Source organism: Paenarthrobacter sp. NPDC090520 (assembly GCF_044769205.1).
Taxonomy (GTDB): Bacteria; Actinomycetota; Actinomycetes; order Actinomycetales; family Micrococcaceae; genus Arthrobacter.
The window spans coordinates 1-14,886 of the sequence record NZ_JBIVXM010000037.1; the positions used below are offsets into that span (position 1 = coordinate 1).

Consider the following 14,886-nt stretch of genomic DNA (forward strand, 5'->3'; position numbering starts at 1 on the left):
GACCAAGGGACCGAGATGAGCAGGCACAAGGAAGTGAAGATCGCAGCCGATATCGACATCTACTTCTGCGATCCCCACTCACCCTGGCAACGCGGTTCGAACGAGAACACCAACGGACTCCTGCGCCAATACTTCCCCAAAGGCACAGACCTGAGCATCTACAGCCAAACAGACCTCGACTACGTCGCCCACGAACTCAACGACAGACCCCGCCAACGATTCGATTTCTGCACCCCAAATGAGATGATCAGAACCTTCCTGTTGCGATAACCGCTAGAAACCGCCCTTTCATAACGGCATCTACTGCGACCCAGTTGGGTGCCGAAGTCTTGACAATCATTTTGTTAGCGCTAACAATTGCATCAGCAGCTTGATCCGCCCCTTCACCCGACCCCGGCAATGAGGCCCTGGCCAGCCGGATGGAGACCACACATGAACACCTCAGAGACCCGTCCCCTGGACCAGCAATTCGTCATTGGCGTGGACTACGGCACTTTGTCCGGCCGCGCCGTCGTCGTTCGCGTTTCGGACGGCAAGGAACTTGGCAGCGGAGTCTTCGAGTACCCGCACGCGGTCGTCTCGGAAAGCCTCCCCGGCACCGGACAACGGCTGCCCGCGGACTGGGCCCTGCAGGTGCCCAACGACTACCGCGACGTGCTGCGCCATGCGGTGCCGGCCGCCGTCGTCGACGCCGGAATCGATCCCGCGCAGGTGGTGGGCATCGCGACCGACTTCACCGCGTGCACGATGGTTCCGACGACGGCGGACGGCACGCCGCTGAACGAACTGGACCGCTTTGCAGACCGCCCGCACGCGTTCGTCAAGCTCTGGCGTCACCACGCTGCGCAACCGCAGGCCGACCGGATCAACCAGCTCGCGGCAGCTCGCGGCGAGGCCTGGCTCCCCCGCTACGGCGGTCTGATCTCTTCGGAATGGGAGTTCGCCAAGGGCCTGCAGCTTCTGGAGGAAGATCCGGAAATCTACGCTGCGATGGATCGCTGGGTAGAGGCCGCCGACTGGATCGTGTGGCAGCTGTGCGGCACGTACGTGCGGAACGCCTGCACCGCCGGCTACAAGGGCATCTACCAGGATGGAAACTATCCCTCGGAAGAATTCCTTGAAGCACTGAACCCCGGGTTCAAGGACTTTGTCACCGAAAAGCTCCAGCACACCATCGGCCGCCTGGGCGACGCCGCCGGATACCTTACCGAGGAAGCGGCCGAATGGACCGGGCTGCCGGCGGGCATCGCCGTGGCCGTAGGCAACGTGGACGCACATGTCACGGCGCCCGCTGCGAATGCCGTCCGGCCCGGGCAACTCGTGGCCATCATGGGCACCTCCACCTGCCACGTCATGAACGGCGATGCGCTCCGGGAAGTCCCGGGCATGTGCGGTGTAGTGGACGGCGGAATCGTGGACGGGCTGTGGGGCTACGAAGCCGGACAGTCCGGCGTGGGTGACATCTTCGGTTGGTTCACCAAGAACGGAGTTCCTCCTGAATATCACCAGGCCGCCGCGGCAAGCAGTCAAGGGATCCACGAATACCTGACCGGGCTCGCTTCCCAGCAGGAAATCGGTGAGCACGGGCTGATCGCCCTGGATTGGCATTCGGGGAACCGCTCGGTGCTGGTGGACCACGAGCTCTCCGGAATTGTTGTGGGCCAGACCTTGGCCACCAAGCCCGAGGATATCTACCGGGCACTTCTTGAAGCCACGGCCTTCGGCACCCGGACCATCGTGGACGCCTTCCGCGATTCGGGTGTTCCGGTGAAGGAGTTCATCGTGGCGGGTGGCCTGTTGAAGAACAAGCTCATGATGCAGATCTACGCCGACGCGACCGGGCTGCAACTTTCCACCATCGGTTCCGAACAGGGCCCGGCCTTGGGCTCAGCGATCCATGCTGCCGTTGCCGCCGGCCTGTACAAGGACATTCGGGAAGCCGCCGCCGCCATGGCTGCCGCACCCGGTGCCGTCTACACGCCCATCCCCGAAAACGTGGCAGCCTATGAGGCGCTGTTCCAGGAATACAAGACCCTGCACGACTACTTCGGCCGTGGCGCCAACCAGGTCATGCACCGCCTCAAGGCCATCCAGCGGACGGTCAGAGACAAGCAGCAGGCGGCGGCAGCAACGCCGTCGGACGCTGCATCCCAAGCCTCGGACGGCGTGGCGACCCAAACCATGGAAGGAGCCACCGCATGAGCGCGCTGCTGGAAACCATCGCGAGGATCCGCAAGGATGTCTGCGAACTTCATGCTGAACTGACCCGCTACGGTCTGGTGGTGTGGACGGCCGGCAACGTTTCGGGCCGGATCCCGGGCCACGACTTGATGGTGATCAAGCCGTCCGGTGTCTCCTATGACGAGCTGACGCCGGACCTCATGGTGGTGACAGACCTTTACGGAACACCTGTCCGGGGCGTCAACACGGGCAGCGGCGGAACCGTGGATTGGGGCAACCCCAACCTCTCCCCCTCCTCGGACACCGCCGCCCATGCCTACGTGTACCGGAACATGCCCGAAGTAGGCGGAGTGGTCCACACGCACTCCACGTATGCCACAGCGTGGGCGGCCCGAGGCGAGGAGATCCCCTGCGTGCTGACCATGATGGGCGACGAGTTCGGCGGACCCATTCCGGTGGGGCCCTTCGCGTTGATTGGTGACGATTCGATCGGCCGCGGGATCGTGGAGACGCTCAGGAGTTCCCATTCCCCCGCCGTCCTCATGCAGAATCATGGTCCGTTCACCATTGGCAAGGACGCCCGCGCCGCGGTCAAGGCAGCGGTCATGTGCGAGGAAGTGGCCAAAACGGTCCACGTTTCCCGCCAACTCGGCGAGCCTCTGCCGATCGACGACGCCAAGATTGCGTCCCTTTTCGACCGGTACCAGAACGTCTACGGCCGCTGACGCAGCACCGCAACCAGGCCACACCCCAAACTCCAGGAGCCAACATGCCTTCCGCCAACACCACGTCCCTTGACCACTGCGAGGTCTGGTTCCTCACCGGCAGCCAGCACCTTTACGGTGAGGATGTCCTCAAGCAGGTCGCTGCCCAGTCCCAGGAGATCGCTGAAACCCTCAATTCCACGGTGCCGGTCAAGCTTGTCTGGAAGCCCGTCCTTACCGATTCGGACGCCATCCGCCGCACCGCCCTGGAAGCCAACTCGAACGATTCCGTGATCGGCGTGACCGCGTGGATGCACACGTTCAGCCCGGCCAAGATGTGGATCCAGGGCTTGGACGCCCTCCGCAAGCCTCTCCTGCACCTGCACACGCAGGCCAACCGGGACCTGCCGTGGGCGGACATCGATTTCGACTTCATGAACCTCAACCAGGCAGCGCACGGCGACCGGGAATTCGGGTACATCCAGTCCCGTCTCGGGGTGCCGCGGAAGACCGTCGTCGGGCATGTCTCCAACCCGGAGGTCGCCCGCCAGGTGGCCTCCTGGCAGCGCGCCTCAGCGGGTTGGGCCGCGGTCCGGACGCTGAAGCTGACACGCTTCGGCGACAACATGCGCAATGTGGCCGTCACCGAGGGTGACAAGACCGAGGCCGAGCTGCGCTTCGGCGTCTCGGTGAACACCTGGTCCGTCAACGAACTTGCCGACGCGGTCCACACCGCCGCAGAGTCCGACGTCGACGCCTTGGTAGCCGAGTACGAGCGCCTTTACGAGGTGGTTGACGAGCTGAAAGCAGGCGGCACCCGCCACGGATCCCTCCGCTACAGCGCAAGGATCGAACTCGGCCTCCGCAGCTTCCTGGAAGCGAACGGCTCCGCCGCGTTCACCACTTCCTTCGAGGATCTGGGCGAACTGCGCCAACTCCCGGGCATGGCAGTTCAGCGTCTCATGGCGGACGGCTACGGCTTCGGCGCGGAGGGTGACTGGAAGACCGCCATCGTGGTCCGCGCCGCGAAGGTCATGGGTGCGGGCCTGGCTGGCGGGGCGTCACTCATGGAGGACTACACGTACCATCTGGAACCGGGATCGGAGAAGATCCTCGGCGCGCACATGCTCGAGGTCTGCCCGTCCCTGACCGCCAAGAAGCCGCGCGTCGAAATCCACCCGCTGGGCATCGGCGGCAAGGAAGATCCCGTCCGCATGGTGTTCGATACCGACGCCGGCCCGGGAGTCGTCGTCGCGCTGTCCGACATGCGGGACCGGTTCCGCTTGGTCGCGAACGTCGTGGACGTCGTCGACCTCGACCAGCCCCTCCCCAACCTGCCCGTAGCCCGCGCGCTCTGGGAACCCAAGCCCGACTTCGCGACCTCCGCCGCCGCGTGGCTCACCGCCGGTGCGGCCCACCACACGGTATTGTCCACGCAGGTGGGCCTGGACGTGTTCGAGGACTTCGCCGAAATTGCCCGCACCGAACTGCTCACCATCGACGAAAGCACCACCATCAAAACGTTCAAGAAAGAGCTCGCCTGGAACGCCGCGTACTACAAGCTGGCAGGCGGACTGTGAGCCCTGAATTCACGCTGACAGCGGGCGGCTACACGGCTGTTGTCACCGCCCAGGCCGCCGCGCTGCGTGTCCTGCAATTCGAGGGCCGCGATCTCGTGGTGCCGTTCGCCGAAGGCGGTCCAATCCCGGATTACCGCGGCATCATTGCAGCGCCGTGGCCCAACCGGATCGCGGACGGCAAATACACGTTCGACGGCGTCACGCACCAACTCGCCGTCAACGAACCGGAGCGCGGTACGGCGCTGCACGGCCTCGCCTTTCCGCTCGAATGGACCATGAAGGAGCACGACGCCGGTTCGGTCACCTTGACATGCACGGTGGGACCGACTCCGGGGTATCCGTTCGTGCTGGAGGTTGCGGCTCGGTACGTGCTCGACGACGCCGGACTGCATTCCTCCGTCACGGCCGTGAACGCCGCCGACGCCCCCGCGCCCTACGGCGTGTGCCCACACCCGTACCTCGTGGCTGGACCATCGCCTCTGGATGAGTGGATCCTTGACGCTCCCGTCGCGACGTTCCTCGAAGTCACTCCGGACCGGCTTCTTCCCATTCGGTTGGCGCCTGTTGAAGGACACGAGTTCGACTTCCGCTCACCGCGCGCGATCGGCGCCACCGAAATCGACCACGCCTTTACGGACGTGGCGTTCGACGGCGGGCTGGCGCGGGTGTCGTTGCGCGACCCGGCGGGCACCGGCGTCGGAATGTCCTGGGACGAAAGCTACACCTGGCTACAGATCCACACGGCAGACAAGCCGGCACCCATCCCGAGCCGGATCGGCCTGGCCGTGGAACCGATGACCTGCCCACCGGACGCCTTCAACAGCGGAACAGACCTTATCCGGTTGGAACCCGGTGCGACCCACACCGCATCCTGGAGCATTTACGCCCTCTAACGCCCCGCGCACCCAACTGGGGGACAGCACACGTCCCACTGAGCACTCAGTGGAGCAGGTGCTGTCCCCTAGTTGGGTGGGGTTAGCCGATCAGGCGGGCATCACCGGTGTTGATCGCGGAAGCCGGGAAGCCGTTCTTCACCACGATCTTCTCAAGGCCGCCGTCCTTGCGCAGTCCGTCCACGTACTCGTTGAGTGCCTTGAGCAGCCCAGCGTTGTCCTTCGTGACTGGGAAGCAGGTCTGCGGCGGCTCAAGCGAAGCCTTGATCGCAGAATCCGGGTCCAGGACCTCCACCTTCAGGCCGTTGCTGTTGTTATGCGCTTCGCCGAAGCCATCAATGCCGACGTCGAGCCGGCCCGACTTCAGGTCCTGGAACAGGTCCACCGGAGCCTTGTACAGCTGAAGGTCGCCCCCGAGGTAGCTCTTGGCGTCGTCCACCCACACGTTGCCGTTGACCGTACCGACCTTCTTGCCTTTCAGGTCGGTCACTTTGTTAAGGCCGTCCTTGGAGATCAGCACCATCTGGTCGGTGTAGATCGGATCCGTCAACGACAGGATGTCGGCACGGGCCTTCGAGCGCCACCAACCGCCCGTGGCAACATCGGCCCGGCCACCTTGGACGGTGGGGATCACGGCTGCCGCGGCCGCGGACACGGCGTTGATGGTGAGGCACTGCTTCTGGGCAAAGCCCATGAGGATGTCGCCGTCGACGCCTCCAAGTTCATTGCCCTTGAAGGTGACGTAGGGCGGTGCTTCATAGACGGCGACCGTCAGTGAGCCCTTTTTCAAGGTGTCGAACTGGGATGCCGGTTTGCAGTCCGCGGACGTCTTGGATCCGGCGGCGTCGGTGCTGCCGCCGCAACCCGTAAGCCCAGCGGCCAACGTCAGGGCAGCGACAGCCGATGCGATGACTCGTAGTTTCATGATGGTTCCTCTTGATGGGGGTGCCGGCGTGTCAGCGGTGACGCGCCAGTCGATGCTCGACGAAGTTGCTGAGGGAACTCGCGGGAATGGTGATCAATGCGTACATCAGCCCTGCGAGGGTAAGGATGCTCAGGTAGCGGAAGGTAATGGAGCCGATGGAGTAGGCCTGGCTCATCAGTTCCGGCATGGCAATGGTGTACGCCAAGGAGGTCGCCTGGAACACCATGATCGCGAATCCCATGAGCGGCGGGATGGCGATTCTGACCCCTTGCGGGATCACAACAAATCGGAGGATGTCGCCGCGGGCCATGCCCAGCGCGTGTGCGGCTTCCACCTCTCCAGAGGGCACGGCCTGCAAACCACCGCGGAGGATTTCGCTCGTGTACGCGGCGGTGGTGAAGGCCAAAGCCAAGGATGCTGCCACGAAGGACGTCAGCGTCATGCCGGCGCTGGGCAGTCCGAAGTAGAACAGCTGCAGGACCACCAGGGCCGGCGTTCCACGGCCGACTTCGATCACGCCGATCGAAACAACCCGCAAGGCACGGTTCTTGGAACCGGCCCCCAACGCCAACAGCAGGCCAGCCGGCAAACCCATCAGGAGCGTCACGAGAGTCAGTTGGAGGCTGACGCCCAGCCCGCCCAGCAGGTCCGGGAAATAGTCCACCCAGTCGTTGAAGAACGTCATCGCGCAACCCTCTTTCGGAGCTTGCTGTCCAGCAAACGCGTTGCCCAGGCACAGGGAATGGTCATGGCCACGTAAAGGCCGGCCGCCCATAGGAAGGGCACAATCGCATCACCCGTGACCGTGGATTCGTGGCCAGCCCAGTAGATGGTGTCCTGCACGCCGATCACGGAGGCAACGGATGAGTCCTTCAGCAGGCCGATGGCAAACGTGGCCGCTGCCGGAATCGAGACCCGAAGCACCTGCGGGCCGATGATGCTGGCCAGGGTCGCAGCCCGCGAGAGCCCCAAGGCGTCGCTGGCTTCCCACTGGCCGTCGTGGATGGCGGTCAAGCCACCCCGATAGATCTCGGCCATGTACGCAGACGAGACCAGGCCAAAACCGATGACTGCGGCCGCAAACGAGCTGAGTTCGATCACACCGCTTCCCACGCCGAAGTAGATGATGAACAGCCACGCCAGCGGAGGAATGCCCCGGAGAAACTCAATGAAGGTCCTGGCAATGAAACGGACCAGGACAAACCGCGAGCGGCGCGCCAACACCAGCGGGATGCCGCCGATTGCACCGAACAAGAGCGAGGAGAGTGTCAGCAACAGCGTCATGGAGACGCCTTGTGCCACCACGCTGAGGTGTTCCATGTCAGCGCTCCAATACGGCTCGCAGGAACCGGCGAGTGCGGTCCATGCTGGGAGAGGTGAAGACGTCGGCAGGGTCGCCTTGTTCAAGGATGGCGCCCTCCGCCATCACCACCACCCGGTCGGAGACATCCCGCGCAAACTGCATCTCGTGCGTGACCACCACCATGGTCATGCCTTCGGAGGCCAGTTCCTTCATGACGGCGAGGACTTCCAGGCCCACCTCCGGATCAAGCGCAGACGTTGGCTCGTCGAACAGCATCACCTGCGGATCCAAGGCCAGGGCCCGGGCAATGGCGATGCGCTGCTGCTGACCGCCGGAGCATCGGCTGGGATACTGGTTGGCTTTGTCCGCCAGTCCCACGCGCTCCAGGAGTTTCTTGGAACGGGCATCGGCCTCGGCACGAGTCCGGCCGAGCACGCGTTCCTGCGGGAGGGAGATGTTCCGCAGCACGGTCATATGTGGGAACAGGTTGAAGGACTGGAACACCATGCCCACGTTGCGGCGGAGGCGGACCAGGTCCTTGTGGCTGATTTCCGTTCCGGCGTCCACCTGGTTTCCCTCAACCGTAATGCGCCCGCTGTCCGGGACTTCCAGCAGGTTGATGCAACGGAGCAGTGTGCTCTTGCCGGCGCCGCTGGGGCCGATGATCGCCACGACTTCGCCTTCGCGGACGGATAAGGACACGTTGTCGATCACCGTATAGTTCCCGAACCTCTTCACCACTGATTCCAGCGATATGGCGGTCCGATCCTGTGCGGCATCTTCTTGCATGGCTAACTCGTTCCTGGCTTGTGTCATTGGACTGACGCGGCTTGTGCGCCGGCGGCCGAAGTCCCGTCAGCGGCCGGCCCCTCGGCGGCGTCAGCACCGGCGTCGAACCCTGCACCGAGCGCGTTGAGCGCGAAGGAGGCGACGTCGAGGATCGGCACGTTGGTGTACTTGCGGATTTCCTGGCGGAACTCTGGCAGCAGCGTGCATTCCAAGACCAGGACGCCGATGTTCTCGAACCGGCCACCGGGCCCAAACTCGCGCTTTACCACGGAGGCAACGCCTTCTTTGAGCATTGGCTGGTCCCAGCCGTTGCCCAGGGCGTGGTCGTTGGTGAGCATGGTGGCCCAACCGGGCTCGCCTTCCATTCCCGCGATGACAATCCTGGAAGACAACACGTGATCGTCGAGGAGCTTGCTGGCGAGCTTTTCCGAGACCGTCAGGACGCCGATGTCCTTGCTGGTCAGCACCGAGGCGACGGGCAGGAGGTCCAGGCCGCTCGTGATCACATTGGCTGTCTGGCGCATGTCCTTCCGGGCGTAGAAGAAGAAGCCGCAGTCGGTGATCACCAGGGGGCAGCGTGCCAGCTTTTCACTGGCCGCCCAGAAGGCTTCGACCGCTTCAGGTTCGCCGTTGACCAGAGGTTCCACGCGTGCTCCACGGGCGACTGCGTAGGCTACGGGCAGCCCCTGCCAGCTCGCCGGGTTTTCGAAGAAGCCCACAGGATTGTCGCTGATGCCGGGCGAGTCCGAGGTGAGGCACTCCACGTAGTCGACGGGGTAGGAGTCGAGGTCGCAGAGGATGACTCCAAGCTGGGGCTTGATGCTAGTCATTACGCCCACCCGGGTTGGCATCATCAAGCGCTTCCGGCCTGCCGCCGTCGAACGCTTCAACACGGGTGGCGGCGCTCCCAACAATAGCGACGGCGTTAACCTCAACCCGGATCCCCGGGAGGTTGAGCTCCTCGCCGATCAGGATGCCTGTGGCGGTGGGACCGGGGGCGGGGAAGTAGCTGAAGCGGATGTCGTAGGTGCGCTGCCACTCTTCGTAGCTGAGTTCGCCGGCGTAGAAGGTGTTGAACTGGACAACATCACCCATGGTGCCGCCCAGTTCTTCGATGACCCGCTTGAGCGATTCCATGACGGACTTGCACTGCGCCACGATGTCGCCGGGGTTGCGGACGTTGCCCTGTTCGTCGAGGTCCTCCTGGCCACCGACGTAGATCATGTCCCCCACGCGGATGCCGTGGCTGTGGTTGATCTTGAAGTGGCCCGGCACCTGCCAGTGGCCGGGAAGCTCTGCGAAACGTCGTTCGAGGGTGGTCATTTCTTCGTTCTCCTTTGTGGTGATCGTCACTGATCACTTCAAGCATGGAACGGGAAATCAGGGTTTAACCCTGCAACAGAACGAGGTTTGCTGGCGCTGCCGCAAGACTTTCTTTGGCTGTGGTTTGGGTCGCCGGTCAGGGTACGACGGCGGTACGCGCCTTAGGCTGCGGCGCACCAAGGCTGGCTCATGCTCATCGGCAGGAATGTTGCACTATCTGCCAAAAGGTGACTAAAAATAGTAACCTTTTGGCATGACAAAGGTGAGTCAGCTCCGGGAAATTGGAATGGACCACGGAGGGTTCGTGGACACAGATGCGGCCGTCGCAGTTGGCATGGACCCGAAAGCCTTGTCCCGCATGGCTCATCGCGGACGCCTTACGCACGAGCTCCACGGGATCTACAGGTTTCCCGAGATCCCGGTGGACGAGACCACCGAGTACCGACTGGCTTTGCTTTGGGCCGGACCGGATTCTGCATTGGACTCAGAGAGCGTATTGCTGCTCCTCGATCTCTGTGACGTTAACCCACGTGAAATCCATGTGGCAGTGCCGCCCGGGACACGGATTCGCCGCAAAGGCAAGGACCACTACTGCCTCCACAAGGGAAAGTTTGACGTCGAGTTCCACCAGGGACTTCCGATGCTTCCCGTCCGGCAGGCCGTCGCCCGGGCGCTCGATGAAGGCATGCGTCGCGGGTTGGCCTCACAGGCTATCCGGACGGCGACCAGGAGGGAACTCATAGAGGAGTCCGAAGCGCAGGACCTTATTCATCGATACCGGCTTGGAGAGGAGGCCAGGTGAAATACGGAGATCTGCCAGCCAGGGTCAAGCCCGCGAAGACCGCTTCATCGCTGTTGGCCGCAATTCGCAACACGGAGACGGGCGAGCCGGACCAAGTAACCACCTGGACCATTGCCGCAAGCGTCCTCATGGCAGCCCTTCAACGGCCAAAAGGCAGTGATGGCAAGCCCTTCCTTAGGCTGAAAGGCGGAGCCTATCTGGAATGGTCCCTGCACCCGGCCGCCCGCGCCACGCAGGACGTCGACACATTTTTCACGGCGGAGGCCGACCGTTTTGACTCCTTCTTGCGGGAAGCATTAACCGGGCCACTCGGCGATTTCACATTCGTCGTCAAAGCCCGAACCGGAGACATCGAAGTTGCCCTCGCTGCGACTAATCCCCGCCGACACGAGATCCAGATTTTCTTCGCGAGGAAATTGTTCCGCAAGGTGGTCCTTGAGGTGTCCTTCCTGGAAGGTGCCATGGACACGTCCAATGACAGCGTGCCCGCCCCTCGCCTTGAGCCCTTCGGTATACCCACACCCGCAGTGACACTGGCCTCCATCTCACCGGAGTACCAAGTTGCCCAAAAGCTGCACGCCTGCACTGGTCCCGGCCACGAGGAACGGGAACGCGACGTACTGGACATCCTGCTGCTGAAACGGAATGTCTTTGACCCAGGATTGGGAACCGAGCCCCTGTTGCAAGCGTGCGAAGACATCTTCCGCACCAGAGCCCGGATCGGGAGCATGAATGGTGTCCAGGCGAAGGTTTGGCCTACCGCAATTGTCATCCACGAAAATTGGGGTCCGGAGTTCGCGACGCTGGCCGGAAGGCTGGGCATGGACATCGATCTTGCGGCCGCCATTGAGGAACTCAATGACTGGGCGGCCAGGTTCCAGCCCTGAGACAAGGTCATATCCGAGAACGACATCAGCGGCAGTAGGCAACTCAAGCGGCAGCGGCGCCCAGCAGCCCGTGGACCTCGTCAAGGACGGCTTTAATGATGGGCCGGCGGGCATCGCTGCTTCGCGTTACGGTGAGCACCCGGCGATGAATGCGAGGCTTGTCGAAAGCATGGATCCCGACGGGCGCAACGGTATCGTCCACGGACAGGGGCGGAAGCAAGGAGATGCCCCTGCCCCGGGAAATGGCCTCGACCAGCAGAAGAAGATCATCCACCACCCAGCGGCTGTTCGGCTCGAATCCCTCATTCCGGCACGCGAAGCGTACGGCTTGCCCGCACGCCCCGGCCTCGGGCGTCAGCACCCAGTCGGCATTCTTGAGGTCAGTCAGCTTCAGCCGCGGGGGCACCACATAGTCCGGCGGCGTGACCAGGACCAGCGGCTCATTCATGACCTCGCGGGTGACGAGGTAGTCCGGGAAGGCGACGGGGACGTTGTCGTAAAGGTCCACAATCGCAATGTCCAGGGCTCCGTTGAGCAATTGCTCGATGCTGTCCACGGGCTCAACGACGTTGACGGTGAGTTCGACGTCGGGCGCGGTCACCTCAAGCTTGTCAGCGACCGGAAGAAGCACGTTCCGCGCAAGGGAGGGAATGGATCCGATCCGTACCCTGCCAGCCAGTTCCCCGCCAAGCTGGTCCATTTCGGCCCGGGTCTGCTCCAGGAGCCGGACCACCGCACGGGCGTGTTCCACCAGGATTTCGCCGGCTCCGGTCAATCCCACACCTCGGGAAGACCTGTCCAGGAGTTGCACGCCCGTTTCCTTCTCCAGGATGCTGATTTGCTGCGAAACGGCCGAGGACGTAATGCCCAGTACCCTCGCGGCTCCAGCCAGGGATCCCTGCCGCGCTACCTCGTTGAGCAGGCGCAGCCGTGGCACGTCCGGAAGTGGCTTTTCGCTCATGGAACATTCTTGCACGATTAGCTGTTCTTAACACAGATCCAGATGTATCTTAAGTTAAACAACGCGCCAACGAGTCGACGACGACGTTCACTCACTGGCCCTCTTCACTTCCCCTTCTCGAAAGGACGCCACGTGGATACCGTGGAAACGCACCCGTCCAAATTGGCCCTCACCGGCATACTTGGCGCCTCCGAATCCATCGCCCGGAACATTACGAGCACCATCGAAGACCTCACGACGGATCTCCGGGAACTCAGCCACGGCATCCATGGCATCGCGGAGGTGGGCTTCGAAGAGCGCCTGTCCGTTGCCTTCGCCGCCGAGTTCCTCAGGTACCGGGGTTTTCCCGTCCAGGTTGGGCGCTACGGCCTGCGTACCTCACTGCGCGCAGAGGCGGGCTCGGGCTCACCGAAGGTTGCCGTGCTCGCCGAATACGATGCCCTTCCGGGAGTCGGCCACGGCTGCGGCCACAACGTCATCTGCGCAGCGGCGGTCGGCGCATTCCTGGGCGTGGCCGCGCAGATCGAAAAACTCGGCGGATCAGTTGTGCTCATCGGAACCCCTGCGGAAGAAAACGGCAACGGCAAGGAGTTGCTGGCACGGGCGGGCGCCTTTGACGACGTCGACGCCGTGGTCATGCTGCACCCCTTCACCGGTGAATCCGAAGCGGCGTCGTTTGCCTCGTTGGCTGTCCGCGACGTTGACGTCACCTTCCACGGAGTTGCCGCGCACGCTTCTTCGGCACCGCACATGGGCCGCAACGCCCTGGACGCCGTCGTTGCCGCGTACCAAGGAATTGCGGCACTTCGCCAGCACATTCCGGCAACAGATCGCCTGCACTGCCTGATCACCGAGGGCGGGTCCGCGGTTAACGTCGTCCCCCACCTGGCGAGCGCCGTCGTCGAAATCCGCTCACTTGACCCGGACGGCCTGGTTGACCTTTCGCAAAGAGTGCAGAACATCCTGGAGGGAGCTGCGCTCATGACCGGCACGCGGCTCGAAACCACCTGGGATCCGTTCCCGGCATACCTTCCCGTGCGCAGCAACCATTCCCTCGCCGCCCGCTACCACGGGCACATGTCTTCCCGCGGACGCGCCATCACCCTGGAAACCGAGCTTGTGGGCGGCGGCTGGTCCACGGACCTGGGAAACCTCAGCTTGCGGCTCCCCTCCATCCATCCGACCGTCAGCATCTCCCGCGAAACAACTCCCATGCACACAGTGGAGTTCGGGCAGCATGCCATCAGCCCCGCCGGAGACAAAGCAGTAGTGGACGGTGCCATCGGCCTCGCTTTGACCATTGCAGACTACTTGGCGGACGAGCGGCTCCGAGAGCAGACGCAACTGGACTTCGAAGCCGCTGGTGGAGCAGTGAACGTGGAGCAACTCCTCACCCCACCAACCGAGAAATAGCAGCATCATGTTAAATCCAGTCCATCTCCGCACCCTCTCCGTGGTCCTTCGCACAGGATCCTTTGCTGACGCCGCCCGGGAAATCGGCTACACCGGTTCGGCCGTTTCACAGCAGGTGGCAGCGCTCGAGCGTGCTGTGCAGGCTCCCCTCGTGGAACGCGACGCCCAGAGCATCCGCCCCACGGAGGCAGCAAAGTTCCTGGCCACCAGGGCGCGCGACATCATCACCGCCCTCAGCACCCTCGAAGACGAGATGAAGGGCTTCAGCAAAGGCAATTACGGGCTCATGCGGCTGGGCAGCTTCAGCACGGCGAGCCAACGACTCCTGCCCGCCGGGCTGGCGTCATACCTGCGCAGGCATCCCACCTCCACGGTTGAACTGGAGGAAGGCTGCCCCACGGACTTGGCGGCCATGGTCAGGGATTCAGTGCTGGATGTTGCTGTGGCTTTCCACTACGACCTTGTCCCGCAGCAATGGCCTTCCAATGTGGTCGCGGTCCCGCTGCTGGCCGAGGAACTCCTGTTGCTGCTCCCCGAAAAGCACAGGCTTGCCGGTGCCGGGCAGATCACGCTCCATGACCTTGCCCGGGAGAACTGGGTATCCACCAAGGAAGACTCGTCCGGCGACGCGTGCCTCAGGCATTTGTGCGCCAGCGGAGGTTTCAAGCCGCGAATCACGGTGAGGAGCGACAACTACGATGCTCTCCGCGGCATGGTCCGGTCAGGCGTGGGCATCGCACTGGTGCCTGCGTTGGACCACGTACCAGCCGAGGACATCGTAGCCACGGCTATCAGCGGGTGCACGGCCCGGCGGCACATCTCGGCGCTCCGGCACAAGTCGGAGGCCGGCGTTTCCGTCACCAGTTTCCTGCAGTGCCTGGGACGCTCGGCCGACCGGCTGGCCAGCTCGGCGCCCGGCATCACCCGTCAGACGAAGCAGCCCGACGCCTTGGCGCCGGTGGAATACCTGGCCAGCCTCCGCGCGTCGTAATTCCGCCCAAGTAAGTCGCATTAGTGCGCGTTTTGACGGGGCGGAGTCATAGGGTCGTTGCAACGCTCTGATTGATGGAGCGTGTTGTGGTCAGGAATTTTTCGTTGGACGCCCGGCGGGAGTTTGTTGATTTG

16 protein-coding genes are annotated in these 14,886 nt (G+C 63.3%); 9 read left to right on the top strand and 7 right to left on the bottom strand.

The features are described 5' to 3' along the window. The 5 genes from ACIQTZ_RS23395 to ACIQTZ_RS23415 form a co-directional block, all read left to right on the top strand. A partial coding sequence (locus tag ACIQTZ_RS23395; protein ID WP_402984653.1) for an IS30 family transposase occupies positions 1-270 on the top strand: 270 nt, incomplete at its 5' end. Positions 271-432: 162 nt separating this feature from the next. Continuing rightward, positions 433-2,202 (top strand): ribulokinase, encoded by a 1,770-nt coding sequence (araB, locus tag ACIQTZ_RS23400; protein ID WP_402984655.1) that lies wholly within the window; start codon positions 433-435, stop codon positions 2,200-2,202. Beyond that, positions 2,199-2,906, top strand: a complete 708-nt coding sequence (locus ACIQTZ_RS23405) for an L-ribulose-5-phosphate 4-epimerase (protein WP_402984658.1) — start codon at positions 2,199-2,201, stop codon at positions 2,904-2,906. The genes araB and ACIQTZ_RS23405 overlap by 4 nt, the downstream gene beginning before the upstream one ends. A gap of 44 nt (positions 2,907-2,950) precedes the next feature. Next, positions 2,951-4,465: an L-arabinose isomerase gene (gene araA, locus ACIQTZ_RS23410; protein ID WP_402984661.1), complete on the top strand. Its 1,515-nt coding sequence runs from the start codon at positions 2,951-2,953 to the stop codon at positions 4,463-4,465. Further along, entirely contained in the window at positions 4,462-5,358 is an 897-nt protein-coding gene (locus ACIQTZ_RS23415) for an aldose 1-epimerase family protein (protein WP_402984664.1), read from the top strand. The genes araA and ACIQTZ_RS23415 overlap by 4 nt, the downstream gene beginning before the upstream one ends. An 82-nt stretch (positions 5,359-5,440) precedes the next feature. Here the strand turns inward: ACIQTZ_RS23415 and ACIQTZ_RS23420 are convergent, their stop codons facing one another. The 6 genes from ACIQTZ_RS23420 to ACIQTZ_RS23445 are packed head-to-tail and all read right to left on the bottom strand — an operon-like array spanning position 5,441 to position 9,698. After that, positions 5,441-6,283 (bottom strand): transporter substrate-binding domain-containing protein, encoded by an 843-nt coding sequence (locus ACIQTZ_RS23420; protein WP_402984667.1) that lies wholly within the window; start codon positions 6,281-6,283, stop codon positions 5,441-5,443. Between the two features lie 31 nt (positions 6,284-6,314). Continuing rightward, positions 6,315-6,968, bottom strand: a complete 654-nt coding sequence (locus tag ACIQTZ_RS23425; protein WP_402951624.1) for an amino acid ABC transporter permease — start codon at positions 6,966-6,968, stop codon at positions 6,315-6,317. Continuing rightward, entirely contained in the window at positions 6,965-7,603 is a 639-nt protein-coding gene (locus ACIQTZ_RS23430; RefSeq protein ID WP_402951621.1) for an amino acid ABC transporter permease, read from the bottom strand. Before ACIQTZ_RS23430 ends, ACIQTZ_RS23425 begins: the two co-directional genes overlap by 4 nt. Position 7,604: 1 nt before the next feature. Then, positions 7,605-8,375 (bottom strand): amino acid ABC transporter ATP-binding protein, encoded by a 771-nt coding sequence (locus tag ACIQTZ_RS23435; RefSeq protein WP_402984670.1) that lies wholly within the window; start codon positions 8,373-8,375, stop codon positions 7,605-7,607. A gap of 23 nt (positions 8,376-8,398) precedes the next feature. Next, positions 8,399-9,205 (bottom strand): hypothetical protein, encoded by an 807-nt coding sequence (locus ACIQTZ_RS23440; protein ID WP_402984673.1) that lies wholly within the window; start codon positions 9,203-9,205, stop codon positions 8,399-8,401. Further along, entirely contained in the window at positions 9,198-9,698 is a 501-nt protein-coding gene (locus tag ACIQTZ_RS23445; protein WP_400337627.1) for a RidA family protein, read from the bottom strand. The genes ACIQTZ_RS23440 and ACIQTZ_RS23445 overlap by 8 nt, the downstream gene beginning before the upstream one ends. Positions 9,699-9,951: 253 nt before the next feature. Here ACIQTZ_RS23445 and ACIQTZ_RS23450 point away from each other — a divergent pair, with 253 nt between their 5' ends. Both ACIQTZ_RS23450 and ACIQTZ_RS23455 read left to right on the top strand, forming a co-directional pair. Continuing rightward, on the top strand, positions 9,952-10,500 hold the full coding sequence (locus tag ACIQTZ_RS23450) for a type IV toxin-antitoxin system AbiEi family antitoxin domain-containing protein (RefSeq protein ID WP_402984676.1): 549 nt from the start codon (positions 9,952-9,954) through the stop codon (positions 10,498-10,500). Beyond that, positions 10,497-11,387, top strand: a complete 891-nt coding sequence (locus tag ACIQTZ_RS23455) for a nucleotidyl transferase AbiEii/AbiGii toxin family protein (RefSeq protein ID WP_402984678.1) — start codon at positions 10,497-10,499, stop codon at positions 11,385-11,387. The genes ACIQTZ_RS23450 and ACIQTZ_RS23455 overlap by 4 nt, the downstream gene beginning before the upstream one ends. Positions 11,388-11,430: 43 nt before the next feature. Here the strand turns inward: ACIQTZ_RS23455 and ACIQTZ_RS23460 are convergent, their stop codons facing one another. Further along, positions 11,431-12,348 carry a LysR family transcriptional regulator gene (locus ACIQTZ_RS23460; RefSeq protein WP_402984680.1) on the bottom strand — a complete coding sequence of 306 codons (918 nt, stop codon included), beginning with the start codon at positions 12,346-12,348 and terminating at the stop codon, positions 11,431-11,433. A 132-nt stretch (positions 12,349-12,480) separates the two neighbouring features. On the opposite strand from ACIQTZ_RS23460, the gene ACIQTZ_RS23465 reads away from it, so the two are divergent. Then, on the top strand, positions 12,481-13,761 hold the full coding sequence (locus ACIQTZ_RS23465) for an amidohydrolase (protein ID WP_402984682.1): 1,281 nt from the start codon (positions 12,481-12,483) through the stop codon (positions 13,759-13,761). 7 nt (positions 13,762-13,768) lie between these two features. Then, positions 13,769-14,752, top strand: a complete 984-nt coding sequence (locus ACIQTZ_RS23470) for a LysR substrate-binding domain-containing protein (RefSeq protein ID WP_402984684.1) — start codon at positions 13,769-13,771, stop codon at positions 14,750-14,752. The last annotated feature ends 134 nt before the right edge of the window (positions 14,753-14,886 follow it).